The organism is Actinomycetes bacterium (assembly GCA_024222295.1).
Lineage (GTDB): Bacteria > Actinomycetota > Acidimicrobiia > Acidimicrobiales > Microtrichaceae > JAAEPF01.
The window spans coordinates 16,958-42,108 of sequence record JAAEPF010000025.1 but is presented as its reverse complement, the minus strand read 5'-3'; the positions used below and the strand labels follow the sequence as shown (position 1 = coordinate 42,108).

The window sequence follows — 25,151 nt, the reverse complement described above, 5'->3', positions numbered from 1 at the left end:
CACCGTGCTACAAAGTCCGCTGCTGAGTTAAGGGCCATGGCCCGCGTGTTGATCGTCTTGGAGGGGGATCCGCCGTGTTCAAGTGGATGTTGGCAGTAGTTGCGTTTTGTGGTGTGATCGCCGCGTCCTGTGTCACCACGCCGGGGGGCACACCGCCCACGCCCGACCATCCGCTGTGGGCCTGTGGCGACTCCGTCGCGTTCGAGATGGCTGTTGCCATGGCTTCCAAGCCGTACACCTGCGGTGGTGGCGGTACCGGCTTCAACGACTACGCACCGCTGGGCAAGACGGTCGACTTCGTGATCGACCAGCTCGACGACGGCGGCCCATGGACGCCCGAGCTCATGATCGTGATGGGCGGCACCAACGGCGCTGTACACACCACCGTGGCCGACCAGATCAACGGCATGCTCGAGTTCGAAACGGCCGTGCAGTCGCGCGGTATCCCGGTGCGCTGGGTTGCCAACCCCGCCCAGGGCTGGGCACACCTGATCGATCCGTTGAGCGACTGGCTGTTGGCGAACCGCCCCGACACGATCGACTGCCGCGGCCAGGCGGTGGGTTTCCGCGACGGCGTGCACATGACCAAGACGGCCAATCAGTGGTTCGCCAACTGCGTCAACGATGCGCTGCCCGAGCACCTGCAGGTGCGGCCTCCGATCCAGCCCTGAGCACCACCGGCACGCCGGTATTCACTCGTGCTCGCCTCGGTCGTTAACGGCGGCCGCGCCACCAGCGATGGCATTGTCACCTGCCCGGAGACAGCAAAGAGCCAGACCCCTTGGTGTTGCTGGGATCTGGCTCTTGTGTTGTACGCCCCCTGGGACTTGAGCCCAGAACCTGCGGATTAAGAGTCCGATGCTCTGCCAATTGAGCTAGAGGCGCAGGATGATGAATTGCAGTTGGATTGTAGCGACGCGGCGGAGGACCGACCCAAGCGGTTCCGCCGCTCGCATGGGGTGACCGAGGGGACTTGAACCCCCGACCTCCAGGGCCACAACCTGGCGCTCTAACCGGACTGAGCTACGGCCACCATGACAAGGTCGGAAATCATATACCGTGCGCTGCTCGCCCCCGTAGCTCAGCTGGACAGAGCATCGGACTTCTAATCCGACGGTCGCAGGTTCGAATCCTGCCGGGGGCGCGTGGACCAGAACGACATCACCGGCCCGGCGGAGGTCATGTTGCCCGGCTCCCAGCAGTTCCTGTTGGGCATGGCGGTGCTCCTGGGCGCTCTCGCGGTCACGATCCTGGTCGTGTCGGTCGTGCTGAGGGTCCGGCGACGCCGTCGCGACAAGCCGCGCCGTCGACCGGTCGGGTTGCTCGCCAGTGCGGTGCTCATCGTGGTGGCCCTGCTCGTCGGCTGGGTGAACTGGCCGCCACAGTTCACCGTGCCGGAGTTCCCGCCGTTGCCCCGGCTGTTCGCGGATGAGGCGTTCTTCTACCGCACCGTGGGGGACCTGCCCGTGGCTGCGGAGTCCAACGCCAACATCGACGCGCTCGGCTCTCTGCCCCTGCAGCCCTACGCCGCTTCGAAGGTGAGTAACGGCCGGGTTGCCGGCAAGCCATTCAACCTCGTGTCGGCCGACACGCCGACCCATGAGGTCCGCTTCACACTTCCTGCCGGCAGCGATGAGGGCAGCTACCCGATCACCGACCCGGCCTACATCCAGTCGATGCCCTGGTACGGGATCGACGAGCACTACATCGGAATCGACCTCGAGCAGCGTCGCATGTGGGAGATGTGGGCGACGCGCAAGTGGTTCGGCTCGTGGCGCGCCGGTTCGGGTGCCATCTGGAATCTCGATTCCCTGCAGTACCCCAAGGGCCGCACCACGGCTTCGGGATTCCCGATGCAGCCGATGACCATCACCTACGAGCAGGTGGCCGCAGGATCGGTGGACCATGCGATCTTCGTGGGCAGCCCGGTCGTCGGCGGGGCGCACGTCTGGCCTGCCCGGGCGTCCGACGGACCCAGCGAGGACCCCGATGCGCCGCCGATGGGCACCTGGTTCCGGTTGCGCAAGGACGTCGATCTGTCCGCGCTCGGACCACAGGCGCAGGTTGTCGCCCGGGCCATGCAGACCCACGGTGTGATCCTCGGAGACACCGGAGGATCCTTCTCGCTGTCCGGCACCCCCGACGCGCGTTGGGACGACGACGACCTGGCCACACTCAAGACCCTGACAACCGATGACCTGGAGGTGGTCGACACCTCCAGGCTCATGGTGCGCGAGGGCTCGATGGAGGCGGTCCAGCCGTGAGCCGACCATGAGCCGAAGGCTGATCCTGATCCCGCCGTCGGAAGGCAAGGCGTTCGGCGGGGAGGGTCCGCCATGGGAGTCGTTGCCAGGGGCACGTGATCATCCGCTGCACGCAAGCCGGCGCGAAGTGATCGACGCGCTCGACTCCACGCTGGCCGCACGCTCCATGACCCGAGCGGCGGCGGCGAAGCTTCTCGGCGTGAAGGGGGACGCGCTGCAACGCGCCATCGGCGCAGACCTCGACATCGATGAAGCCGCTACGCTGCCCGCCATCGAGCGCTACGACGGCGTTCTCTACCAGCACCTCGACGCCGCGTCGCTGGACGCGAGGTCGCGCAGGCGTCTGGTGCGTTCGGTGCGGATCTTCTCCGGGCTGTGGGGGGTCGTGGCACCCGACGAGGCCATCCCCGACTACCGGCTCAAGATGTCGGCGTCGCTGCGCGGGCTGGGCAAGCTGTCCACCTGGTGGCGCGATTCCATCGCCGAAGCGCTGGCGCGCGACCTGAAGGGCGCGGAGCTCTGGAACCTCCTGCCACAGGAGCACGCGGCAGCCTTCCGCGCGCCCCTCGGGTCGGTTGAGTGCACGGCGACCTTCCTGAAGCCCGGCCGCGGCGGCGAACCGGTGGCGGTGAGCCACTGGAACAAGGCGCTCAAGGGGGCACTGGTGGCACACCTGGTTCGCAACCCGTCGGCCGAGCCCGGCGACCTCGTAGGCTGGCAACACCCGGCCGGCTACCGGCTCGACCCGAAGTCGCTGGTCGAGGCCGACGGTCGTATGCAGCTGCGCTTCCTCTCAGCTGACTAGGTGATCCGCCGCGGCCAGTCGGGCCGCCGTGGGATCATGGAGACATGCGAGGGCGTGGGATCTCACTCGGCCGGATGTTCGGGGTCGACGTGTCAGCCGACCTGACGGTGCTGATCATCGGTGGGCTGCTGGCGTGGTCGTTCTCGTCGAGCCTGCTCCCGAGCGTCGTGCCCGGACTCGTGCCCGCCGTCTACTGGAGCATCGGCATCGTCGGCGCGCTCGTGTTCCTCGCGTCGCTTCTCGGCCACGAGCTCGCCCACTCGATCGTCGCCCGTCGCAACGACGTGGGCGTGAAGGGCATCACACTTTGGTTGTTCGGCGGTGTCGCCGAACTCGAGGGCGATCCGCCGGGCCCGGGAGCGGAGTTCCGCATCGCTGCGGCCGGCCCCGTCGCCAGCGTCGTGATCGGCATCTTCATGTGGGGAGCATCTGTCGGCCTCTCCGCGGTGGGCGGACCCGAGCCGTGGGTCGTGATGCTCGGTTGGCTCGCCTTCATCAACGTATTCCTCGCAGCTTTCAATCTGCTGCCGGGCGCTCCGCTCGACGGCGGGCGCATCCTCGGATCGATCCTCTGGAAGGTGCGCGGCGACCGCGCGACGGGCCTTGAGGGTGCCGCCCAGGTCGGCAAGGGCATCGCCGTGCTGCTCATGGGCGTCGGCGTGCTCGAGATGTGGCGCCTCGAGTCCATCGGTGGACTCTGGACCATCATGATCGGCTTCTTCCTGTTCAACGCGGCCCGGTCCGAGGCGGCCTACTACGGCGCCGAACGCGCCCTTTCCGGGCTCACCGCCGCGGGGGCGATGCTCAGCCCGGTCCAGGTGACCACCACCTGGACGACCGTCGCGAAGGCGGTCGAGGGTCCGTTCTCGCACACATCGCAGACCGCCCTGCCGGTGGTCGACGCGGCCGGCCAGGTGCGCGGCCTGCTGCTGATGGAGCACATCAAGCGTCTGCCTGCCCAACGCTGGGCCCAGGTGCAGGCGGCCGAGTTGATGCAGCCGGTCGGTTCCATGGCCCTGCTCGACCCCACCGAGCCCATGAACGAGGTGATCGGCCGTATGGGCCCATGGGGCTACGCACTCGTGCTCGATGGGGACCGTCTGCTCGGTATGATCGGCCCCGCCGAGGTGCAACGTTCGGTGGAGCTCGCACGTGCCCGGCGCACCGGGTCACGCACAATGGCGGGCCCGCCGCCACCGCCGGGCGAGACGCCCTCGCAACACTGGCAGCCGCCCACCCAGGGCTGACTGGCGGGCTTACTCAGCGGTCGCCGGCGATCCGGCGCCAGAGGCCGCGCGGCGCGTTTCGGAGCAGCGCGAAGGCCGGCCCCAGCGACCGCGGCACCGACACGACCTCGCGGCCCGCAGCGATGCCGTCCGCGACTGCAGTCGCAACCGTGGCCGGGTCCGTGGCCAGGGGAGCGGGGTCGAGTCCTTCGGTCATCTTCGAGGTGACGAAGCCGGGCCTCACCACGCAGACCTTCACGCCGGAGCCGACCAGCGCATCGCCGAGGCCCTGGGCGAACACGTCGAGGCCGGCCTTCGAGGATCCGTACACGTAGTTGGAGCGGCGGGCGCGCTGGCCGGCGACCGAGGACAGCACGACGATGGTTCCCGACCCCTGGTCGCGCAGCCGTTGGGCTGCGGCGGCCAATACCGAGGCCGGGCCGGCGAAGTTGGCGCGGACCATGTCGTCGACCCCGGACGGTGGCATGCAGAGCCCGGCGTGGTGGCCGAGCATGCCCACCGCGCAGAGCACCACGTCGACCCGGCCGAGTTCGGCGAACGCGCCATCGAGCATCCGGTCATGTGACTCCACGTCCGTGGCATCCCAACGGGTGGAATACACCTCAAGATCCTGGCCCACCCGGCCGGCGAGCAGTTCCTCTGCGGCCGCGGGGGAGCGGGCCGCCAGGTAGGCGGCATCGAGGCCGCGCCGGGCCAACTCGCTGACAGTTGCCGCAGCGATCTCGCTTCCCCCGCCGAGGACCAGCACCGTGGAGGGGTGAGACGAATCGGCATTTCGTGCAGCCATCAGGTGAGTCTCGCCCGGATATGCACCAACTGCCATCCCGGGCGAACCAGAATCGGCAACGGTGAGTCCGACCATCATCGCCCTCGTAGCTGCCGCGGCCGTTGCCGTGCTCGTCGCTGCGGTCGGCGTCATGCTCGTGCGGAAGTCGCGCAAGCCTCGTCCCCAGGACGAACTCGTGAGCTCTGCGAGCCGGCTCGCGGAGGTGCAGGTGTCCCCGTTCGGAGGGCCGGACCCTTCGCCGGTCGAACCAGGGCCGTTCGAACCAGGGCCGGTCGAGCCCGAGCACGTCGAGGCTTCGGAGCTGATCGCGCCGAACGGCAGCACCGCAGTGCTTCGTGACGCGCCGGTGTGGGCATCACCGTCGGAGTCACAGGCTCCATCGCCGCCGATGCCGCCGGCGGACTTCCCGATAGACGAGCCGGCAGCGGATGCAGCAGAGGTCGAGCGCGAACGAAAGCCTCTGTTCGATCCCGACGTGGTGTTCGACACCCCGCACGAGCCCCACCCGGCGCCCGATTCCATGCTGCTGTCCGAACCCGAACCCGAACCCGTGCCCGTACCGCTGCCCGAACCCGAACCCGAGCACCCGGCAGCCGATGCCCGACCGGAGTTCGGAACCACGTTCACCACTCCATTGCCCCCGATTGTGACTCCGCAGGAGCCCCCGCCCACCGAATTCGTGAAGGCCCCCGAGCCCGTGATGCAGCCCGAACCGGAGGTGCCCGTCTGGGCTCCACCGGCGTCGCATGGTCACCTGCCGAAGGTGCTGCACGTGTCGTCCTTGCCGGCGGAGTTGGCGGTCGGGGTGGAAACGGAGTGGTTCCTGCTGATTCCGATCGAGGCGCTGGGCGACTGGCCCTCCGGTGGTTCGTCGGTGCCCGCACCCGCACCGACACCCGCGCCCGCACCGGTTGCGCCAATGTTCCCGGCGCCTCCAACGGCACCCCCACCTGCTCCGGCCCCGACCGTGCCAACTGCCCCGACCGTGCCACCCGCCCCTGTCCCTGCTTCCGGTCCACCGCCCGCTCCCGCGCCGGTGGAGCAGCCTGCGTCGCTGGAGCTCCCCGATTCCCTGCTCTCGGACCTGCTCGGGGGATTCGACTTCGACTCCGGCGGGGACGGCGGCAGCGGGGACGACGGCGTTTGACGCTTTTAGCGGAACGCTGTTCCGCTGTACGATCGCCCGATGGAACCAAGCTCGTGGGTGCTCACCGGATCCCGGCTCGTCCGGCCCGAACTCGACCGTGTGGACGACGGACTCGACCTGGCGGTCACCGACGGCAAGGTCACCGCGATCGGCGCAGGATTGGCCGACGCTGCCAGGGCCACCGGCACCGAGGTGGTCGACGCCGGCGGCAAGCTGGCCTTCCCCGGCTCGGTCGACGCTCACACCCACATGGGTATCTACTCGCCACTCGATGAGGACGCCGCCAGTGAGAGCCAGGCGGCGGCGGTCGGCGGTACCACCACGGTCCTCAACTACATGCGCACCGGGCAGTACTACCTCAACAAGGGCGGCCCCTACGCCGACTTCTTTCCCGAGGTGCTGGACCTCATCGATGGCCAGAGCCACGTCGACTATGCGTTTCATCTCGCTCCGATGCAGGCGAGTCACATCGAGGAGATTCCCGACCTGATCGACACCCACGGTGTCAGCAGCTTCAAGATCTTCATGTTCTACGGCTCGCACGGGCTGCACGGCCGCTCCGATGACCAGTCGAGCTTCCTGATGACACCCGAGGGGGAGCGCTACGACTACGCGCATTTCGAGTTCATCATGCGTGGCATCGCCGCGGCACGCGAGCAGTACCCGGAGCGCGCCGATCACATATCGCTGTCGCTGCACTGCGAGACCGCAGAGATCATGGCCGCCTACACCAAGATGGTGGAGGAGGCGGGCGAGCTGTCCGGCCTCGCCGCCTACAGCGCAGCGCGGCCGCCCCACTCCGAAGGCCTCGCTGTCACCATCGCGTCGTACCTCGCACACGAGACCGAGGTGACCAACATCAACCTGTTGCACCTGTCCGGAGCGAAGGCAATGGACGCGGCGCTGCGCATGGAAGCGGCATTCCCCAACGTGGACTTCCGCCGCGAGGTCACCATCGGCCACCTCCTGGCCGACATCGACACGGCGAACGGTTCCTACGGCAAGGTCAACCCGCCGATCAGGCCCCGCGAGGACGTCGAGGCGCTCTGGGAGCACGTGCTGGCCGGCAACGTCAGCTGGGTGGTCTCGGACCACGCCTGCTGCAAGGCCGAGCAGAAGGTGTCCGCGGAGAACCCTGACGACATCTGGCTCGCCAAGTCGGGTTTCGGCGGCACGGAGTACCTGCTGTCGGGCCTCTACAGCGAAGGCACCAAGCGGGGGCTGTCGCCGGCGGCGGTGGCCCGCCTCGTCAGCACCAACCCCGCGAGACGTTACGGACTCGAGGGCAAGGGCAGCCTCGAAGTGGGCTCGGATGCCGACATTGCGCTGCTCGATCCATCGGTCACCTACACCGTGCGTGCCGAGGAGTCGCCGTCCTCCCAGGGCTACACACCCTTCGAAGGCCACGAGCTGAGCGGTCGCGTGACCGACGTGTGGCTGCGCGGCGGCCGCATCCTCGACGCCGGCAAGGTCGTGGGCGAACCCCGGGGCGAGTACCGGCCGCGTCACTGACCGGTATCCTGCGCTCATGAACGCACCGATCCGACCGAGCGACGACGAACTGCGGGCACGCCTCGACGATCTCCAGTGGGTCGTCACCCAGGAGGCAGGTACCGAACCTGCATTCACCGGCAAGTACTGGGACCACCACGACGACGGCACGTACCACTGCGTCGTGTGCGACATCGAGCTGTTCTCCAGCGACACCAAATTCGACTCCGGCACCGGCTGGCCGAGCTTCTGGGAGCCGCTCAGTGACGACCGCGTGAAGACGGTGGAGGACCGTTCACTCGGCATGGTGCGGGTGGAGGTGCGTTGTGGGAACTGTGACTCGCACCTCGGCCACGTGTTTCCCGACGGCCCCAACCCGACTGGCCAGCGGTTCTGCATGAACAGCGCCTCACTGGACCACAAGCCCGGCTGAAGAGGTGGCCACCTCCGTCGAGCTCGACGCACGCGGGGCCGTGCTGGTCATCTCGATGTCGGACCCCGAGCGCCTCAACGCCTACGACGGCGCGACGCTGAAGGCCATCGGCGCCGCCGGTGAGGAACTCGATGGCAACGACGACCTCCGAGCCGGTGTGATCACCGGAGCCGGCGGCAACTTCTGTGCGGGAGCCGATGCGGCCGCAGTGGCGGCCGGCGGATTCGACGATCCGCCGTACCCGGAGCTGGCTGAGGGGATCGCGGCCAAGCCGGTGCTGGCGGCGATCGAGGGTGTGTGCGTCGGCGGGGGCATGATGATCGCCTGCGGGGCAGACCTGCGCCTCGCCGGGGCGGGCTCGTCGTTCGGACTGCCCGAGGGCCGCTGGAACTACCCGGCGCAGTGGCTCGGAGCGCTCGGCCGCCAGGTACTGGCCGCACATGCTATGGAGCTGGCGCTGCTCGCCGACGAGCGACTCGGGGCGGATCGCCTCGTGGAGATGGGCTGGCTCAACCGCGCCGTGGCGGATGGCACCGCGCTGTCGGAGTCGCTCGCCTGGGCCGAACGGCTGGCCGTCCTGGCGCCGCGGGCCATGCGCAACTTCAAGGAACTGCTTCGACAGGCCTCGTGGGCACCTCCGGACCGTGCGCTCGAGCTCGGCCATCGCCAGGCCATCGAACAGATCTCCATGGCAGACACTGCGGAGGGCGCTGCGGCCTTTGCCGAGTCGCGCCCCGCTCGATTCGAGGACCGCTGAGTGGCAACCGATGACCCCACCGCGATGTGGCGGGACTTCGTCGGCCAGGTGGAAGGGCTCTGGGGCCGCGTCATGGAGGGTCGTCCCCCGGGCCAGGACGCCGAGGGACTGCGCTACATGTTGCGGTACCTGGCGGCGGGGATCGCCGCGTGCGTGGAGTTCGACGACGCGGTGCACCCCGAGTTCGGCGTCCTCATCGAGAATCGCCGCTCGTGGGGGCTCGACTGCCCCGACTCGAAGTACGCCTTCACGCGTGTCGAGCCGGGCGCGACCTACCGGGTGACGGGGAATCCGGGAACCGCCACGGATCTCGACATGCAGATCGACAGTGACCACCTCGCAGACGGCCGGACCACAGACTGGAAGTGCCTCGAGCGCTGGAGGCGTGGCAACGGTTCGCTGCCCGTCGACGCCAGCGGCGATGTGTCGGTCACCTTCACGGCCCCGCCCGATGCCAGCTACCTGCACCTGCGGGAGTACTTCGGCGACTGGGAGGCTGAACAGCCTGCGTTGCTGCACGTCGAACGGATGGATGCGCCGCTGCCACCCCCGCCGCTGGCCTTGGGGGACATGAAGGCCCGGATGGAGCTCCTCGGGCTGTGGCTCACCGCCGGCGCCAGCTGCTGGGCGGAGCTGGGGCGCTCGCTCGCGTCGGGGGAGCCGGGCCCGATCCAACCGTTCCAGCCGCCCGAGGATGCAACGGCGATGGGGGGCCAGGCCTATGGCTTTGGCGGCTACAGGTGCGGGGCCGACGAGGCGGTGATCCTCGAGTTCACGCCGCCGGCGTGCCGGTACTGGTCGGTGAGCCTCGCCACATGGTTCTGGGAGTCCGCCGACATCGCCAACCGGCAGTGCTCGCTCAATCACACCCAGGCAAGTGTGGACGCCGACGGAGTGGTGCGGATAGCGCTGGCACACCCGGACCCGGGAACGGCGAACTGGCTCGACGCGGCAGGCCATGAGCGCGGCACGATCGCCATCCGGCTCATCGACGCCGACTTCCTCCCGGAGGTCGGCTACCGCACGGTTCCGCTGACAGCGGTTGCCGACGAACTGGGCGCAGGCACCGTGACGGCCCGCCAACGCGCCGAGACGCTCGCCAGGCGCCGCCGGGCGCTGGTCGGGCGCTACAGGCGCTGAGGTCGGCGGCGCAGCGGTGGACCGCTTCGTGGTGGGCACGGGTCGTTGCGGCTCGACCCTGCTCACCCGCATGCTGTCGTGTCACCGCGACCTGGTCGGCGTCAACGAGGTGTTCACCGGCCTCGACTGGGGCATCCGGTTCACCGGCGACGAGGTCGACGGCGCCACAGTCGCAGAAATCCTCGGTACTCCAAACGACGTCGTAACCATGGTCGTCGCCCGCGGCCATGAAGCCGAGGAGGTGACCTACCCCTTCGGGACGGGTCGCTACTCCCGTGGTGATGAACTGCCGTGGATCCTGACCTCGACACTGGGCCACCTCAGTGGGAACCCCGATGAGCTATGGGACGACGTGTCTTCCTGGCTGGCCGCGAGACCGCCCGCGCCCATCGCAGAGCAATACCGCGCATTGTTCGAACACCTGGCGCACCTGCAGGGTGCGAGTTGCTGGGTGGAGCGTTCCGGCTCGTCGATCGACTACCTCGGTGACTTGCTCGATTGCTTCGCGCCGGCACCGAGAAAGGTCGTGCACATCCACCGCGACGGTGTAGAGGTCGCGTTGTCGATGCGCAACCACGCGTTCTACCGGCTGGCAGTGCAGCTCTACTACGGGGTGATTCCCGACGGCGTCGACCCGCAGGACGAGGAGGCCGTCGTGGACGCCTGGCTGGGCGGGGACCCGCCGCTCGAGCTGTTCGGTCGCTACTGGTCAGAGCAGATCGCAAATGGAGTCGATCCGCTCGGGTCCCTCTCGGAGCAGGAGCTGCTCACCGTCGGGTTCAGTGACCTCGTCGCCGATCCCGCCACTGTCATGACGGAACTGGAAGGCTTCTTCGAGCTGGCCCCGGATGACGGATTCGTCGACCGGGCGGCCTCGTTGGTCAGGGGCATCCCGCCGATGCGCGCCGCTGGCCTCGCAGCCGATGAACTCAGCCGTGTTCAGGAGGCGTGCGCTCCCGGGCGTCAGTGCCTGCTGGACCTCGATCTCAAGCGGTCGTGACAGGCACCGGGCTGTCGATGTCGAGGCTTCCGTCGCCACGCGCCTCCACCGTGACCGGACCGTGTGGGGTCGGCACCGTGGCACGCGCCCAGTCGAGTTCGCCGAGCGCAGGCTCCACGCTCACCGCCGCATAGCCCGGCTCGGCCGGCCTGATCCCGAGCGTGTGCACCACGAGGTCGCGCGTCGGAGTGGATGACCAGCCGTGGCACCTCGTGCCGCCGCGCCAGCACTCTGGCCAGGTGGATTCCCCGGCGTCGAGGAACACCTGCCAGTCGCGGCAGAGCTCCGCCACCAGGTCTGCACGCCCGGCACGGGCCAGGCCGTCGTGCAGCACGTAGCGGAAGAACGGCTCCGCTTCCACCATCTCGTCCTCGACGTCCCACGTCGGATCCGGGTAGCCGGTCACCAGGTGCATCATTCCCGAGGAGTCCCCGCCCACCTCGACGGTGTCCATCACGAAGCTGTGCCTCACCAACCGGTCTCGGTCGGTGAGGCGGCCGATGATCCGGTCGGTCCGCCCGGCCGGTACGATGCCTGCCGCCAGGGCGGCGGCCCCGCCGTGCTGGGCGGCCGGGCGTCCCTGTTGCCCGTCGACGATGTGGTCGACGTACACGCCGCGTCCGTCATCCCAGAACGCCTCGAAAGCACCGGCGACACCATCGCGTCGTCTGTCCGCCCAGCCCGCAGCGCCGTGGTTCCCGAGCCACCGGGCCATGTCCGCATAGTCCTCGAGACCGCGGGCCCACAGGGCGTTGAGGACCGACGAGCAGCCGGTCGAGTAGACGCTCGCCCAGTCGATGAGCGTCCAGCCGCCGATGTCGTGCAGCAGCCCGTCGTCGGCCAGGTACTGCTCGAACCACCGAAGTGTCCGCTCCGCCACCGGGAGCAACTCCGCCACGAGTTCCCGGTCGCCGGTGTAGAGGTGCAGGTTGTGCAGTGATCGCACCCAGTGCAGCGACCAGTCCGGGATGTAGGTGCGGTCATCCGCCGCGAAGTCCGATGCGGCAGCCATCACGAGCATCCCGTCGGCTCTGGCCTCGGCCGCCAGCTGCGGGTGCCACGTCGGCATCGACCAGTCCGGGTTGGACACCAGGTCGACCATCTGGTGTACGACCGAGTCCCCGGTCCACGCTCGCTGCTCGCGGGTGGGGCAATCCAGGTAGGCGTCGGTGGCACACAGGTCGACGGTGCGCAGCCCCACGGCGTGTATCCGCTCGAGCTGTGGGTCAGAGCAGGCGAACGATGCACCTTCGGGCCGCGGCCGCACCCGGTCCGCAACGGCGAGCGACAGCGACGGGGGCGGTACGCCCGATGGAGTGCGCACCGAAGCGTGGAGGTATCGCGCCCCGATTGTCTCGAGGGACTCGTGGGCTTCATGGTCGTCGCCGTTGCACACATAGCGCAGGCCGGTGTGCTGGCCGAGGGTGACCAGGTGGCCGTCTTCGTCCTCGTGCTCCGCGGCCGCTATGTCGATCGTCGTGCCGGCCTCCGGATGCTCCACACTCAGAGAGAGCGTTCCGGCGGCAATGGCGCCGAGGTCGAAGCGCATCCAGGCCAGCGTGTCGCCGGACGGGTCCGACCCGCCCGACTCGTCTGCCAGGACTGTGGCCACCGGGTCGCCGGTCGCCTGCGGGCCAACCCGCCCGCTCGACTCGACCAGCACTGCGTGGTGGGTGTCGCCGGCAGGGAAGGCATCGCGCACGGGTGGCGCCAGCATGGCGAACGGTTCGCTCGGTGCACCGGCGGTACCGTCGGCTCCCGTGTGCATCGGCGTGACCTCCACAGCCGCCGCCCAGTGTGAGTCGTCGAAGCCCGCCAGCTTCCAGCCGGCCGGGTGGTCACGCGCATCGAAGCTCTCGAGCGGCAGCGACGCCACGTCGCCCGGTACCGGCACGGGTCTCCACCCGGTGTGGTCGGTGCACGTCCACGACGAGTCGCTGACCAGCCAGTCGTCGTCGACGGCCGCCTCGAACAGCACTGAACCGGCCCCGAGCGAATAGCTCGGCGGAACCGGCATCCACCACGACCGGGCGGTGCCGAAGTGGCGCGCCAGTATCGCGAGTGAGTTCGTGCCCACGTGCAGGTGCGGGGCGAGGTCCACCACGTCGTAGTGGCTCCGGCGAGGGTTGGAGCGAACCGGCCCACGGGCCACCTCGGTGCCGTTGACCCACAGCACATATCGCCCGTCGGCGAACACACGGGCCGGCACGGCCGATGGCACCCGGGTCAGGTCCACCTCACGGCGAAACATGGCCAGCTGCTCCGTGTCGTCGGCAACGACCGGCCGGGTCGCGGTCTGCGCCACGATGTCGGGGCGACGGTGCCAAATCCAGCGGCCATGCCAGCGGGCCGTGAACGGATGATGGTGTCGCAAGCGCATTGGCGGAGCCTAGGCTCACGCCGTGAGCGACGAGATCCAGCCCTTCACCATCAGTCACCCCGACGAGCAGTTGGAGGACCTCGCCAACCGAATCCGTCATGCCCGGTGGCCCGAACAGGAGACGGTGGCAGGTGCCGACGAGCGGTGGTCACAAGGCATGCCGCTGCGGTACGCGATGGAGATGGCTCGCCACTGGCTCGAGGACTACGACTGGCGTCGCGCCGAGGCCCGACTCAATGCCCGCGACAACTACCGCACGGTCATCGACGACCTGGCGATCCACTTCATGCATGTGCGTTCGCCACATGAGGATGCTCTCCCGGTCGTCATGACCCATGGCTGGCCCGGATCGGTTGTGGAGTTCCTCGAGGTCATCGACCCGCTCACCAACCCCACTGCACACGGCGGCTCCGCGCAGGACGCATTCCACCTCGTGATCCCGTCACTTCCCGGATTCGGCTGGTCGGACAAGCCCGAGCATCCCGGTTGGGGCGTGAGGCGCACCGCGGCCGCGTGGGAGCAGCTGATGCTGCGGCTCGGCTATGACCGCTTCGGGGCGCAGGGAGGCGACTGGGGGGCCATGGTTACCACGATGATCGGGATCCACCACCAGTCCCACCTCGTGGGGATACACACGAACATGCCGATCGTGGCGCCGGACATGGAGACGATGGACTCGATGACCGAGGCCGAGGCGGCGGCCATGGCCGGCCTCGACAACTACATGACCAACGAGCACGGCTACTCCGCCCAGCAGTCCACGCGACCGCAGACGGTCGGATACGGCCTCGCGGACTCGGCTGTGGGCCAGATGGCGTGGGTGGCGGAGAAGTTCTGGGCATGGGTTGACCACGACGGCGACCCCCGTGACGTGATCAGTGCGGACCGCCAGCTCGACAACGTGATGACGTACTGGCTCACCAATTCGGCGGCGAGCTCGGCAAGGCTCTACTGGGAGTCCTTCAAGGACGTCGACATGAGCGAGGTCACCTGCCCCTCCGCCATCTCGGTGTTCCCCCGGGAGATCTTCCGAACCTCCCGGCGTTGGGCCGAGAAGCGGTTCACCGACCTGCGCCACTTCAACACCCTGGAGCGTGGCGGCCACTTCGCAGCCTTCGAGCAGCCCGAGCTGTTCGTGCAAGAGGTCCGCAGCGGGTTCCGCGCCATGCGGGGCTGAGTCGGGCCCGCACATGTCGCGCTACGAGATCGATCCCGAGGAGTCGAAGGTCTGGATCGAAGGGAGCTCCTCGGTGTACCCGATCCGCGCCCATGCATCCGGGCTGCGTGGCTGGGTCGAGGTGGTGGCTGACGAGATTGATGGTGAGGTCCGAATCGACGTGTCACTGCTGCGATCCGGGAACCCGCTGGTCGACCGCGAGACCAAGCGCCGTATCTCCGCTGACCAACATCCGGAGATCATCGGCACCGTGATCGGCTCACGTCGGCACGACGAGGACACCTACGACGTGCACGGCGAGATCGCATTCAAGGGCCACGTGGGACCGGTCAGAGGCGAAGTCGTCGCCTCGGTTGGCAACGACCGTGTCGAGGTCACCGGCACCGAGCGCTTCGACGTGCGCGACTGGGGACTGCGGCTGCCCCGTCTCGGGCTGCTCAAGGTCCATCCCCAAGTGGACGTGAGGATCCACCTCGTTGCCCACTGAGCCTGCGCGCTAGCTGCGGGGCACGTCCTTCCAGGGGATTCCCTTGTCAACCCTTGGTTCGCCCGGAAGCCCGAGCACCTGCTCGCCGAGGATGTTGCGCATGACCTCGCTCGAGCCGCCCTCGATCGTGTTGGCACGGGACCGCAGGAAGGCATAGCCCGGGCTGTGGCCCTCTCCGGTGATCGACATGCTCTCCGGGCGGCGAAAGGTGAAGTCGTAGTCGATCAGCCCGGCCGGGCCGAGCAGGTCGACTTCGGCCTCGGTGATCTGCTGGTTGAGCTTCGTGAACGCCAACTTGGCGATCGAACCCTCGGGGCCGGGATTGCCGGCCTTGCGGGCCGACGCCGCACGGATGTTGGTGAGCCGCAGTACCTCGGCCCGCACCCACAGGTCCATCATCCGGTCCTTCGCCACGGGGTCGCGCTGGTCGGCCGGGAGCGCCTTCCACATCTCCACCAGGCCGCTGACCGGTCCGGAGCCACGCTTGGGTTCGGAGGACTGCACTCCGCCGATCGCGTTGCGTTCGTTGCCGAGTGTGGTCAGTGCCACCCGCCAGCCTTCGCCACGTTCGCCGATGCGGTTGGCGTCGGGGATGCGGGCGTCGGTGAGGTAGACCTCGTTGAATTCGGCCTCGCCCGTGATCTGGCGCAGTGGACGTACTTCCACGCCGGCCGCGTGCATGTCCAGCGCGAAGTAGGTCATGCCCTTGTGCTTCGGGGCGTCCGGGTCGGAGCGGGTGACCAGCATGCCCCAGTCCGCCAGGTGGGCCAGGGTGTTCCACACCTTCTGCCCATCCACCGTCCACTCGTCGCCGTCCTCGACGGCCCGGCACGCGAGACCGGCGAAGTCGCTGCCGGCGCCCGGTTCGCTGAACAGCTGGCACCACAGTTCCTCGCCGGTGAACATCGGGCGCAGGAAGCGGTCCTTCTGCGCCTGGGTGCCGTGGGTGGCAATCGTGGGTCCGGCGAGGTGGATGAAGAACTCCACCGGCTCGCGGGGCGCAAGACCGGCAGCGCGCAACCCGCGTTCGAGAGGTGCCTGCAACTCCGGGCGCACGCCCATGCCGCCCGCGCCTTCGTCGAAGTACACCCAGGCGAGCCCGGCGTCGTACTGGTGGCCACGGAACTCTGCGGGTGATTCCGCAGCCGGGTCATGCTCGTCGAGCAGGGCCCGGAGGGCCTTTTCGACCCGCTGTCCGTCTGTGTCAGTCGGAAACTCAGTCATCTGGAGCGGCCAGCGGGAATCGAACCCGCATCATCAGGATGGAAGCCTGGAGTTCTACCATTGAACTATGGCCGCGTGAACGGGCGAGTGTAGCGTCCACCCATGGCCAGCCGAACTCTGACCACATTCGTAGCAGCCACGTTGCTCCTCGTCGCGGGCTGCAGCAGCGACGACTCTGGTGGCGACAGCAGCTCTGGTGACGATGGCGCCGCAGCGGAGACCGCCGAGGCCCTCGCACTGATGGACGAAGGCGACATCAAGGACGAGACCGGCGAGTCAGAGGTCACCGTCGACTCCCGCGACAATGTGTTCAAGCCCAAGTACATCGAGGTGACCGCCGGTACCACAGTCACCTTCGACAACGTGGGCCGCAACGTGCACAACGTGCTTCCCGTCGAAGAGGGCGCCTTCACGCCGATCGAAGCCGATGAGTTCGACCCGGGCGACGTGGGCACCATCACCTTCGACGAGGTTGGTGACTACCCGTACTACTGCTCCCTGCACGGTACGAAGACCAAGGGGATGATCGGCGGCGTGCGGGTCGTCGAGTAGCGCGCCCCGGCGGGTTCGTCAGCTGGCGAAGAACGGACCGTCCTCCTGGCGATTCGACACCAGGTCGCACAACACGTCGCGGTTGATGCACTGGGTGACCTCGCGCTCGAGTCCCTCCGGGTCCCACGAGTTCAGGAAGTCGCCATGGGCCGAGTGGACGTTGCCCGACGCCAGGCTGAACTCGTGGCCGATCCCCGAGACCGGGTACTTGACCGACATCATGAGCTGCGGCACGTTCACCGGGTGGGACTCCGGGCACTCTCCGTCAGTGGAGTAGGCGGCGTGTGAGCGGAAGTCGTCGCTGCGCAGGTGCTCGCCGTCCCAGCAATCCGGGAAGGTGAGCAGCATGTGCAGCGGAGCGGTGACAGGGCAGTTCGGCGGCTCGGTGTGCATCCGTGACGAGCTGCCGCACACCCACCCGGCTGCCTCGTCCATCTGCGATGCCTCGGTGAACGTGGGGTCGCCTGCGATCAGCTCCAGGCCGAACGGGTACGGCACGACTTCGGTGTGATCCACGCCGGGCGCCGCCCGGTAGTACGCACGGATCTCGGTGGGGACCACGACCTCGCCGTCCATGTAGAGGGCGGGCTGCCAGTACGCGGCCTTGTCGGCGGGCTTGTCGCAGGTGGTCGCGTCCTCGACGAGTTCCTCGGCGCTCGAGAACGCGTCCGTGGTCTCGGCGCCGTAGAAGTCGTGGAGGTGCGAGCGGCCGGGATGGCCTTGGTGGACTATCGGATCGTCGGGGGCCGAATGGCTGTACTCGCATTTGGCGACGAACTGGCCGACGCGGCCCTGCGGGCCGGTGTGGCGAGTCGGGCTGCCGATGACGTCGGCAGGCTCGTGGACATGGAGGGTGTGTTCGTCGACAGCACCACCCGTTGCGGGCTCGTCGCCCGCGCCAAGGGCCAGGCCGCCGGCTGTGGCCGCAGCCACAACCAGCGCCAGCGCCGCGACCCCGCCAGCCGCCCGCATCAGGCGGGTTTTTCGGGCACCGTGATGCTGTCGATGTCGGGCTTGGTCGGCCCCTCGAACTTCTCCGGCGCCTGGGTCGTGGCGTCCGGCATGTTGTCCTGTTCCGGCGGCACCGGAGTGGTCTTGTAGGAGTCCTTCGGCGGCGCCTCGGCAGGGTTGCCGAGCAGGCCGAGCAGGTCGAGCGCACCGTCATCCCAGCTGCCGCCGCTGCCCTCACCCTCACAGGGCGCAAGGGCCTCGAGGTTGTTGGGGGCAGTGGTGCTGAAGGTGTTGCCCGAGAAGCAGTTGCCGAGCGTGTCGGTGGTCTCACCGGTGCCGAGCAGGTCGACGGTGGAAACGGCGATGTCCACGGCGCCGGAAGCCTCCACGACGTTGTCGGTCACCGTGTTCTCATAGGGGTTCCAGATGACCACGCAGCCTTCGAGGAGTCCCTCGACGGCGACGCACTGGTCATCGGGGATCGGCGGGATCTCGTTGTCGCGCACGTCGTTGCAGGGGGTGTCCCAGGTGTCCTTGCCCGGCGCCAGGTCGTTGGCGTCCTCTTCGGGGAATGGCACCAGAGCGATCCCCACGCGGTCGTGGTTGTACACGAGGTTCTTCGTGATCAGGTTCCTGACACCGCCGGCGGGGAGTATGCCGTTGCCCTGGGCCAGCAGCGACACGCTGATTCCGGGGCCATCGACGAGGTTGTTGTCGTGCACGAGGTTGCCCACGAGGGTCGAGTCGCGTTCGGGGTAGCAGAGCTCATATGAACCCGAGTTGGGCACGATGCCGGCCCGGTTGTTCGAGAAGCTCGAGTTGATTATGTACAGGTCGCCGCCAGAGTTGGTGCCCGAGTAGCCGAGTCCGTTGTACTGCGAGTCGACGTTGTCGATCACGGCGTCACACGGGAAGCACTCGCCGATGTAGAAGCCGGCGTCGGGGCTGCCCCAGCCCAGGCTGTTGTCGAGTTGCCCGTGGTAGGCGTCGAAGCTGTAGATGCCGTAGTCACCGTTGCGGTAGGCGGTCAGGTAGGACCCCCGGTAGTAGTCCGAGCCGGTCCAGAAGAAGCCGTTGGACACGTAGCTGTGGGCCGTCATGTTCTCGACAACGACTCCGTCCGTGTCGAGCACGCGGATGCCGTTCTCGAGTTCGAAGCCGCCGTCGAGGATGACCTTGTTGCGGTCGGTGCCGCGGATCGTGATGTCGGCCGTGGTGACGTCGACCGCTTCCTTGTAGGTCCCCTCGTCCACGAGCACGAGGTCACCCTCGGATGCGGCGTCCACCGCCTCCTGGATGGTGGCGCAGTTCTGGGGCACCTGGAGCGCTTCCAGCCCGTCGTCGGTCTCTTCCACTTTGCAGGAAGACTCACTGTCGCCCCCGGCGGAGGACTCCTCGCCGGAATCTGCGTCGTCGTCGCTGCTGCAGGCCGAAGCCACGAGAGTCAGCGCTGCCAGTACCGCGAGCAGGAGGCGGATGGTCCGTTTCGACATTGGGTCCCCTTCTTCGATCAACCCGGAGAGTCTGCCCCAAAAAGGCACCCGAGCGGTACGTAGTGCCCTCAGGATGGGCCCAGAGGTGCCGATGTAGTCCCCATGGCGCGGGCCGCATCGATCCTCGTGGTGGTAGCAGGACTGCTGGTCCTGGGGGGCCTGCGACGCCATCGACTCCGCGGGTACCCAGGCGCCGGCCCTCGGTGAGGAGGCGGCCGCCACGGTGGTCCAGCTGGCCGACATCGACCCCAACAACGTCGTGTACGCGTCGGCGTGCGGGCTCCACATGGTCGACGTCGAGGCGGGCTTCGGCGAGTCGAGCGCTTTCAGTGAGGTGTTCGGCATCGAGGTGATCGACACCGCCACCGGGGACCTCGACGGTTCGCCGGGCGATGAAGTGGCGGTGCTGGTCGACTGCCTCGGTGCGGACAGCTACGTGCCGCACCTACTCGTGTTCGACGCCCGCAGCGTCCTTGCTGGGACCAACACCGACACGCCCGCGCTGGCAGCGGTGTCGGGCGGCTCGGTTGCCCCGGGAGCCCGTCCGGTCTCCCTTCGGCACACCGCCGACGGCCTTCAGGTGACGGTTGCCGAGCGCAACCGCCAGGAGGAGGTGCCGGCCACCCACGAGGTTTCGTGGGCGCCCCATGTGCTGCTCGGCGCAGAGTTGGTGGCACCGCCCTCCCAGACCATCTGGGGTGTGGTTGCAGCGATCGAGCCCGGAGCCGATGGAGTCATGGTGGTGGTCGCCCTGGCACCCGATGACGGCTACCGGATCCCCGCACCCGATGCCATGACGGCAGTAGATCCCGACACCGGTGAATCACTGGCGCTCGCCGACCTGGTCGGCCGTCCCGTCGAGGTGGCCACCGACGCCCACGGTGTGGCCACCGCTTTGACGGTCATGCCCGCCGGTGGCGTCTGAGCGCGAGGCCACCTCAGAGTCGGGACGGGGAGATTTGAACTCCCGACCCCCTGCTCCCAAAGCAGGTGCGCTGCCAGGCTGCGCCACGTCCCGTGAGCGCCACAGTACCGGTGCTACCCGATGCGGCAGAACCCGCCGGCAGATCCGATGCACAGGATCGATCCGGTGGACCCGATGGGGAGCGCCGCTGCAGCACCCTCTAACCTCTTCCGATTGTGAAGAGCACAGTCGAGCCCGTTGAGGGCAACAAGGTCAGGCTGGTCGTCGACGTCGAGGAAGCCGAGCTCGAACCGGCCCTCGATGCCGCATGGAAGGAGATCTCCAAGGAGGTCCGCCTGCCCGGATTCCGCCCGGGCAAGGCGCCGCGCAAGCTGCTCGAGAAGCAGATCGAGCCGGGTTATGCGCGCAGCGAGGCGCTGCGCAACGCCCTGCCCGAGCACTACACGAAGGCCGTCATCGAACACGACGTCGATGTCGTGGCTCCTCCGGAGCTGGACATCACCGAGGGCGAAGAGGACGGCGACATCACCTTCGAGGCGATCGTGGAGATCCGCCCGGTAATCAACGTCGCCGGCTACGGCGGACTGCGCGTTGAGGTGCCCTCGCCCGAGGTGGGCGACGACGAGATCGAGGAGCAGGTGGACCGCCTCCGCTCCCAGTACGGCGAACTGGCCGACGTCGAGCGTGCCGCCGGCGAAAGCGACTACGTGACCATCGACATCTCCGGCACCCGGGACGGCGAGCCCGTCGAGGGCCTCGAGACCGAGGGCTACAGCTACCTCGTTGGCAGCGGTGCGATCACCGCAGAGTTCGACGAGAACCTGACCGGTGCCTCGGCCGGGGACGAGTTGAGCTTCGACGCCGACCACCCGGACCCCGACGAGGACCCGGTGCACTTCGAGATCAAGGTCTCGGCGGTGCAGGAACGCGAGTTGCCCGAGTTGACCGACGAGTGGGTCGGCGACGCCACCGAGTTCGACACCGTCGACGACTTCCGTGCCGATGTGCGCGAGCGCCTCGAGTCGGGCCGCGAGGAAGCCACGCGCTCCTCGGTGCGGTCCCGCATCGGAGCCGAGCTCGCCAAGCTCGTCGAGGACGAAGTGCCCGAGTCGATGGTCGGTGCCGACCTGCAGGCCCGAATCCAGTCGATGACCGGCCAGCTCGCCCAGTCGGGCATCGGCATGGAGGACTACCTGCGGATCATGGGCAAGGACCCCGAGAGCTTCACCGCCGAGCTGCGCGAGGCCGCCGAGGAAGGCGTCAGGGTCGACCTGGCGCTGCGGGCGGTTGTTGCAGCGGAGGGGCTCGACGCGTCCGACGAGGAGATCGAGGAGGAGGTCGCCTCCATGATCGGTGGTGCCGGCATCTCGATCGAGGACGGCATGACCCAGCTGCGCGACGCAGGCCAGTTGTCGGCGGTACGCTCGGAGATCGCCAACCGCAAGGCGATGGAGTGGCTGGTCGAGCGCTCCGAGGTGGTGGACCCGGACGGGAACGCAATCCCCGAGGAACTCCTCGCCGCCCCGGAACCGCACGATCACAGCCACGACGATCACGCAGATCACGATCACGACTGAGCAACCAGGAGTCCGAGTGAACCCACAGAGCTACATGGTCCCCAACGTCATCGAGACGACCAGCCGGGGCGAGCGGTACTCGGACCTCTACTCGCGGCTGCTGCGCGAGAACATCATCTTCCTGGGCACACCCATCGACGACACCGTCGCCAACCTGATCTGTGCCCAGATGCTCTTCCTCGAGTCGGAGAACCCCGACAAGGACATCAGCATCTACATCAACTCGCCCGGTGGCGACATCAACGCCCTGATGGCCATCTACGACACGATGCAGTACATCCGCCCGGAGATCTCCACGATCTGCCTGGGCCAGGCGGCATCCGCGGCCGCAGTTCTGCTGGCCGCGGGCACGCCGGGCAAGCGCCTGGCGCTTCCCAACTCGCGGGTCCTGATCCACCAGCCTTACGCCCAGTCCGGCTATGCGCAGGTCTCCGACCTCGAGATCGCCGCCAACGAGATCATTCGGCTCAAGGAGACCCTCGAGGAAGTACTGGCCCGCCACACCGGCCAGGACCAGGAGCGGATCGCCAAGGACACCGACCGTGACTACGTGATGACTGCTGCTGAGGCCAAGGAATACGGGGTCGTCGACGAGGTGATCGACACCCGAGACAAGGTCGATTCGGCCGGGCCGATCGCCCCGGTGCGATAACGATCGCACCTCAGGCAGCGGCGGTGTGGTTCCATGTACACCTGGTCCAAGCGATAGGGGAACCCGTTGGCCAAGTTCGGTGAAGGCGGCGAGCTGCTCAAGTGCTCCTTCTGCGGCAAGACGCAGCGCCAGGTCAAGAAGCTGATCGCCGGCCCCGGCGTCTACATCTGCGACGAGTGCATCGATCTCTGCAATGAGATCATCGAAGAGGAACTCGCCGAGCAGAGTGACTTCGAGGTCACCGACCTGCCGCGGCCCAAGGAGATCTTCGAGTTCCTCGACGACTACATCGTCGGACAGGAAACTGCCAAGAAGATCCTGTCCGTAGCGGTCTACAACCACTACAAGCGGATCCAGCACGAGCCCCGTGGCACCGACGAGGTCGAGCTGTCCAAGAGCAACATCCTGCTCATCGGCCCCACCGGCTCGGGCAAGACGCTGCTGGCCCAGACACTGGCCCGCATGCTCAATGTGCCCTTTGCGATCGCCGATGCCACGGCACTGACCGAAGCCGGCTACGTGGGCGAGGATGTGGAGAACATCCTGCTGAAGCTGATCCAGGCAGCCGACTTCGACGTGAAGAAGGCCGAGCAGGGGATCATCTACATCGACGAGATCGACAAGGTGGCCCGCAAGTCGGAGAACCCTTCGATCACCCGCGACGTGTCCGGCGAGGGCGTGCAGCAGGCGTTGCTGAAGATTCTCGAGGGCACCCAGGCTGCGGTGCCGCCCCAGGGAGGGCGCAAGCATCCCCACCAGGAGTTCATCCAGATCGACACAACCAACGTGTTGTTCATCTGCGGTGGAGCGTTCGCAGGCCTCGACAAGATCATCGAGCAACGGGTGGGCCGCCAGGGGATGGGCTTCGGTGCCGAGGTGCGCTCGGTGGCGGAGCGCAACGAAGGCGAGCTCTTCGCCGACGTGTTGCCCGAGGACCTCCTCAAGTTCGGCCTGATCCCCGAGTTCGTTGGCCGACTGCCGGTGCTCGGCGTGGTGGAGAACCTCGACCGCGAGACGCTGGTGCAGATCCTTTCGGAGCCGAAGAACGCCCTCGTGCGCCAGTACGCCAAGATCTTCGAACTGGAGGACGTGGAGCTCGAGTTCACCCACGATGCCCTCGAAGCCGTCGCCGACCAGGCGATTGCCCGCGGTACCGGGGCACGAGGGCTGCGGGCGATCCTCGAAGAGGTGTTGCTCGGAGTCATGTACGAGCTTCCCTCGCGCGACGACGTGGGCAGGGTGGTCGTCGATGCCGATGTGGTCGTCGACAACGTCAATCCCACGCTGGTGCCCCGCGACGCCAAGTCCACGGGCGACCGTCCGCGCCGCGCCGCCAGCTGAACCAGTTGGACATCACGTCGGCCCTCGACTGGCTCGGGGAGCACATCGATCACGAGTCGGGCACAGCGGGCATCGCCGCTGGAGCGATCGACGGGCTCTCGCTCGAGCCGATGGCCGAGCTGATGCATGTACTCGGCGATCCGCAGCACGCCATGCCCGTCATCCACGTGACCGGCACCAACGGCAAGGGTTCGACCGTGGCGATGCTGCGGTCGTTGCTGATGGCCAACGGTCTGTCCGTCGGCACGTTCACGAGCCCGCACCTGGAGCGGGTCAACGAGCGAATCGCCCGCGATGGCGTGCCGATACCCGATACCGAGCTCGCCGAGGTGCTGGAAGGCATCGCGTCGGTCGAGTCGATGCTCTCTGCGCCGCCGACCTGGTTCGAGATCCTCACCGCAGCCGCGCTGCGGTGGTTCGCCGAGGCGCCCGTTGACGTGGCAGTTGTCGAGGTCGGGCTGCTCGGTCGCTATGACGCCACCAACATCGTCACCGCCGACGTGGCAGTGATCACCAACGTGGGTGGGGACCACACCGACTTCTCGCCGGGGTGGCAGGCCCGGGTGGCGGGGGAGAAGGCCGGGATAATCACGCCCGGACGCCCCGCGGTGCTCGGAATGGTCGCATCCGACCTGCTGGCGGTGTTCGAGGCCGAAGGTGCCGAGCCGCTCATCGCCGAGGCGCGTGACTTCGAGCTCACCGATGCCCGCCTGGCCGTGGGTGGCCGGATGATCGACGTGGACGGGCCCGAGGGGTCCCACCACGATGTGCTGGTGGGTATCCACGGGGCGCACCAGGCGGACAACGCGGCGATCGCCCTCACGGCGGCCGAGGCCTTCTTCGGCCGGCGGCTCGACGACGAAGTCGTCACCCAGGCCTTCGCCGAGCTCGAGCTGCCCGGTCGCCTCGAGGTGGTCGGCCACCAGCCGCTCGTGGTGCTCGACACCGCACACAACGCGGATGCGCTGTCGGCGGTCGCGTCCACCATCGACGAGGACTTCGCGGTCGTCGGCAGCCGCGTCGTGGTCATCGGCATGCTTGCGGGCCGCGACCCCGCGGCCGCGGCCGAGGCCCTCTCGGTGGCCCGCCCCGACCTGGTGATCTGCACCGACGTCGCGCAGGGCGACCGCGCCCTGCCGGGCGCCGTGCTCGCCGCCGCGTGCGAGACCGCAGGGTTGCCGGCGGAGGTGGTGGCCGACCCCGCGGCGGCACTCGCCCGGGCGCTCACCTCGGCCGGCGAGGAGGACCTCGTGCTGGTCACCGGCTCGTTCCGGCTGCCGGCGCTTGTGCGTTCTGCCATCGATCAGCCATAGATTGACCG

23 protein-coding genes and 5 tRNA genes are annotated in these 25,151 nt (G+C 68.0%); 19 read left to right on the top strand and 9 right to left on the bottom strand.

Annotation, left to right across the window (positions count from 1 at the left end; all coding sequences use genetic code 11):
- The first annotated feature begins 74 nt into the window (after positions 1-74).
- Positions 75-671 carry a hypothetical protein gene (locus GY812_09860; protein MCP4435780.1) on the top strand — a complete coding sequence of 199 codons (597 nt, stop codon included), beginning with the start codon at positions 75-77 and terminating at the stop codon, positions 669-671.
- Between the two features lie 141 nt (positions 672-812).
- Here the strand turns inward: GY812_09860 and GY812_09855 are convergent.
- Positions 813-885: transfer RNA gene (locus GY812_09855), tRNA-Lys, on the bottom strand.
- A gap of 70 nt (positions 886-955) precedes the next feature.
- A tRNA-His gene (locus GY812_09850) sits at positions 956-1,033 on the bottom strand.
- A gap of 37 nt (positions 1,034-1,070) precedes the next feature.
- Between GY812_09850 and GY812_09845 the strand changes: the two genes are divergently transcribed.
- The 4 genes from GY812_09845 to GY812_09830 all read left to right on the top strand — a co-directional run bounded on the left by GY812_09845 (position 1,071) and on the right by GY812_09830 (position 4,316).
- Positions 1,071-1,144, top strand: a tRNA-Arg gene (locus tag GY812_09845).
- A gap of 1 nt (position 1,145) precedes the next feature.
- Positions 1,146-2,264 (top strand): hypothetical protein, encoded by a 1,119-nt coding sequence (locus GY812_09840; protein ID MCP4435779.1) that lies wholly within the window; start codon positions 1,146-1,148, stop codon positions 2,262-2,264.
- Positions 2,265-2,271: 7 nt separating this feature from the next.
- Positions 2,272-3,069 (top strand): peroxide stress protein YaaA, encoded by a 798-nt coding sequence (gene yaaA, locus GY812_09835; GenBank protein MCP4435778.1) that lies wholly within the window; start codon positions 2,272-2,274, stop codon positions 3,067-3,069.
- A 44-nt stretch (positions 3,070-3,113) separates the two neighbouring features.
- Complete coding sequence (locus GY812_09830; GenBank protein MCP4435777.1) at positions 3,114-4,316, top strand: site-2 protease family protein; 1,203 nt, start codon at positions 3,114-3,116, stop codon at positions 4,314-4,316.
- A 13-nt stretch (positions 4,317-4,329) separates the two neighbouring features.
- On the opposite strand, the gene GY812_09825 is transcribed toward GY812_09830, so the two are convergent.
- Positions 4,330-5,103, bottom strand: a complete 774-nt coding sequence (locus GY812_09825; protein MCP4435776.1) for an SDR family NAD(P)-dependent oxidoreductase — start codon at positions 5,101-5,103, stop codon at positions 4,330-4,332.
- Between the two features lie 61 nt (positions 5,104-5,164).
- On the opposite strand from GY812_09825, the gene GY812_09820 reads away from it, so the two are divergent.
- Genes GY812_09820 through GY812_09795 form a run of 6 tightly spaced genes read left to right on the top strand, consistent with a single transcriptional unit; the run spans position 5,165 to position 11,071 of the window.
- Positions 5,165-6,250, top strand: coding sequence for a hypothetical protein (locus tag GY812_09820; GenBank protein MCP4435775.1), 1,086 nt, complete (start codon positions 5,165-5,167; stop codon positions 6,248-6,250).
- A gap of 39 nt (positions 6,251-6,289) precedes the next feature.
- Positions 6,290-7,762, top strand: coding sequence for a dihydroorotase family protein (locus GY812_09815; GenBank protein ID MCP4435774.1), 1,473 nt, complete (start codon positions 6,290-6,292; stop codon positions 7,760-7,762).
- Positions 7,763-7,778: 16 nt separating this feature from the next.
- Positions 7,779-8,174, top strand: coding sequence for a peptide-methionine (R)-S-oxide reductase MsrB (gene msrB, locus GY812_09810; protein ID MCP4435773.1), 396 nt, complete (start codon positions 7,779-7,781; stop codon positions 8,172-8,174).
- A gap of 4 nt (positions 8,175-8,178) precedes the next feature.
- The gene (locus GY812_09805) at positions 8,179-8,931 is read left to right on the top strand and encodes a hypothetical protein (protein ID MCP4435772.1); all 753 of its coding nucleotides are present in this window, start codon (positions 8,179-8,181) and stop codon (positions 8,929-8,931) included.
- Entirely contained in the window at positions 8,932-10,071 is a 1,140-nt protein-coding gene (locus GY812_09800) for a DUF1214 domain-containing protein (GenBank protein ID MCP4435771.1), read from the top strand. It begins immediately after the preceding gene.
- Positions 10,072-10,087: 16 nt separating this feature from the next.
- Complete coding sequence (locus GY812_09795; protein MCP4435770.1) at positions 10,088-11,071, top strand: sulfotransferase; 984 nt, start codon at positions 10,088-10,090, stop codon at positions 11,069-11,071.
- Here GY812_09795 and GY812_09790 read toward each other — a convergent pair.
- The gene (locus GY812_09790) at positions 11,058-13,376 is read right to left on the bottom strand and encodes an alpha-L-rhamnosidase (GenBank protein MCP4435769.1); all 2,319 of its coding nucleotides are present in this window, start codon (positions 13,374-13,376) and stop codon (positions 11,058-11,060) included. The genes GY812_09795 and GY812_09790 overlap by 14 nt on opposite strands.
- Before the next feature lie 97 nt (positions 13,377-13,473).
- Here GY812_09790 and GY812_09785 point away from each other — a divergent pair, with 97 nt between their 5' ends.
- Together GY812_09785 and GY812_09780 are read left to right on the top strand one after the other, a co-directional pair.
- Positions 13,474-14,628: an epoxide hydrolase 1 gene (locus GY812_09785; protein ID MCP4435768.1), complete on the top strand. Its 1,155-nt coding sequence runs from the start codon at positions 13,474-13,476 to the stop codon at positions 14,626-14,628.
- 13 nt (positions 14,629-14,641) lie between these two features.
- Positions 14,642-15,115 (top strand): YceI family protein, encoded by a 474-nt coding sequence (locus GY812_09780; GenBank protein MCP4435767.1) that lies wholly within the window; start codon positions 14,642-14,644, stop codon positions 15,113-15,115.
- A 9-nt stretch (positions 15,116-15,124) separates the two neighbouring features.
- Here GY812_09780 and GY812_09775 read toward each other — a convergent pair whose 3' ends face one another.
- Complete coding sequence (locus tag GY812_09775) at positions 15,125-16,339, bottom strand: acyl-CoA dehydrogenase (protein ID MCP4435766.1); 1,215 nt, start codon at positions 16,337-16,339, stop codon at positions 15,125-15,127.
- A 1-nt stretch (position 16,340) separates the two neighbouring features.
- Positions 16,341-16,414: transfer RNA gene (locus GY812_09770), tRNA-Gly, on the bottom strand.
- Between the two features lie 27 nt (positions 16,415-16,441).
- Here GY812_09770 and GY812_09765 point away from each other — a divergent pair.
- Positions 16,442-16,891 (top strand): hypothetical protein, encoded by a 450-nt coding sequence (locus tag GY812_09765; GenBank protein ID MCP4435765.1) that lies wholly within the window; start codon positions 16,442-16,444, stop codon positions 16,889-16,891.
- A gap of 18 nt (positions 16,892-16,909) precedes the next feature.
- On the opposite strand, the gene GY812_09760 is transcribed toward GY812_09765, so the two are convergent.
- Both GY812_09760 and GY812_09755 read right to left on the bottom strand, forming a co-directional pair.
- A complete protein-coding gene (locus tag GY812_09760) occupies positions 16,910-17,863 on the bottom strand; it encodes a DUF1996 domain-containing protein (GenBank protein ID MCP4435764.1) in 954 nt (317 codons plus the stop codon).
- Entirely contained in the window at positions 17,863-19,335 is a 1,473-nt protein-coding gene (locus GY812_09755; GenBank protein ID MCP4435763.1) for a hypothetical protein, read from the bottom strand. Before GY812_09755 ends, GY812_09760 begins: the two co-directional genes overlap by 1 nt.
- 223 nt (positions 19,336-19,558) lie before the next feature.
- Here GY812_09755 and GY812_09750 point away from each other — a divergent pair, with 223 nt between their 5' ends.
- The gene (locus GY812_09750; GenBank protein MCP4435762.1) at positions 19,559-20,260 is read left to right on the top strand and encodes a hypothetical protein; all 702 of its coding nucleotides are present in this window, start codon (positions 19,559-19,561) and stop codon (positions 20,258-20,260) included.
- Positions 20,261-20,279: 19 nt separating this feature from the next.
- Here the strand turns inward: GY812_09750 and GY812_09745 are convergent.
- A tRNA-Pro gene (locus GY812_09745) sits at positions 20,280-20,353 on the bottom strand.
- 122 nt (positions 20,354-20,475) lie between these two features.
- Between GY812_09745 and tig the strand changes: the two genes are divergently transcribed.
- The 4 genes from tig (at position 20,476) to GY812_09725 (ending at position 25,143) form a co-directional block, all read left to right on the top strand.
- Complete coding sequence (gene tig, locus GY812_09740; GenBank protein MCP4435761.1) at positions 20,476-21,837, top strand: trigger factor; 1,362 nt, start codon at positions 20,476-20,478, stop codon at positions 21,835-21,837.
- Between the two features lie 34 nt (positions 21,838-21,871).
- Complete coding sequence (locus GY812_09735; GenBank protein MCP4435760.1) at positions 21,872-22,489, top strand: ATP-dependent Clp protease proteolytic subunit; 618 nt, start codon at positions 21,872-21,874, stop codon at positions 22,487-22,489.
- 66 nt (positions 22,490-22,555) lie between these two features.
- Positions 22,556-23,830 (top strand): ATP-dependent Clp protease ATP-binding subunit ClpX, encoded by a 1,275-nt coding sequence (clpX, locus tag GY812_09730; protein ID MCP4435759.1) that lies wholly within the window; start codon positions 22,556-22,558, stop codon positions 23,828-23,830.
- Positions 23,831-23,835: 5 nt separating this feature from the next.
- Entirely contained in the window at positions 23,836-25,143 is a 1,308-nt protein-coding gene (locus GY812_09725; GenBank protein ID MCP4435758.1) for a bifunctional folylpolyglutamate synthase/dihydrofolate synthase, read from the top strand.
- Positions 25,144-25,151 lie beyond the last annotated feature (8 nt).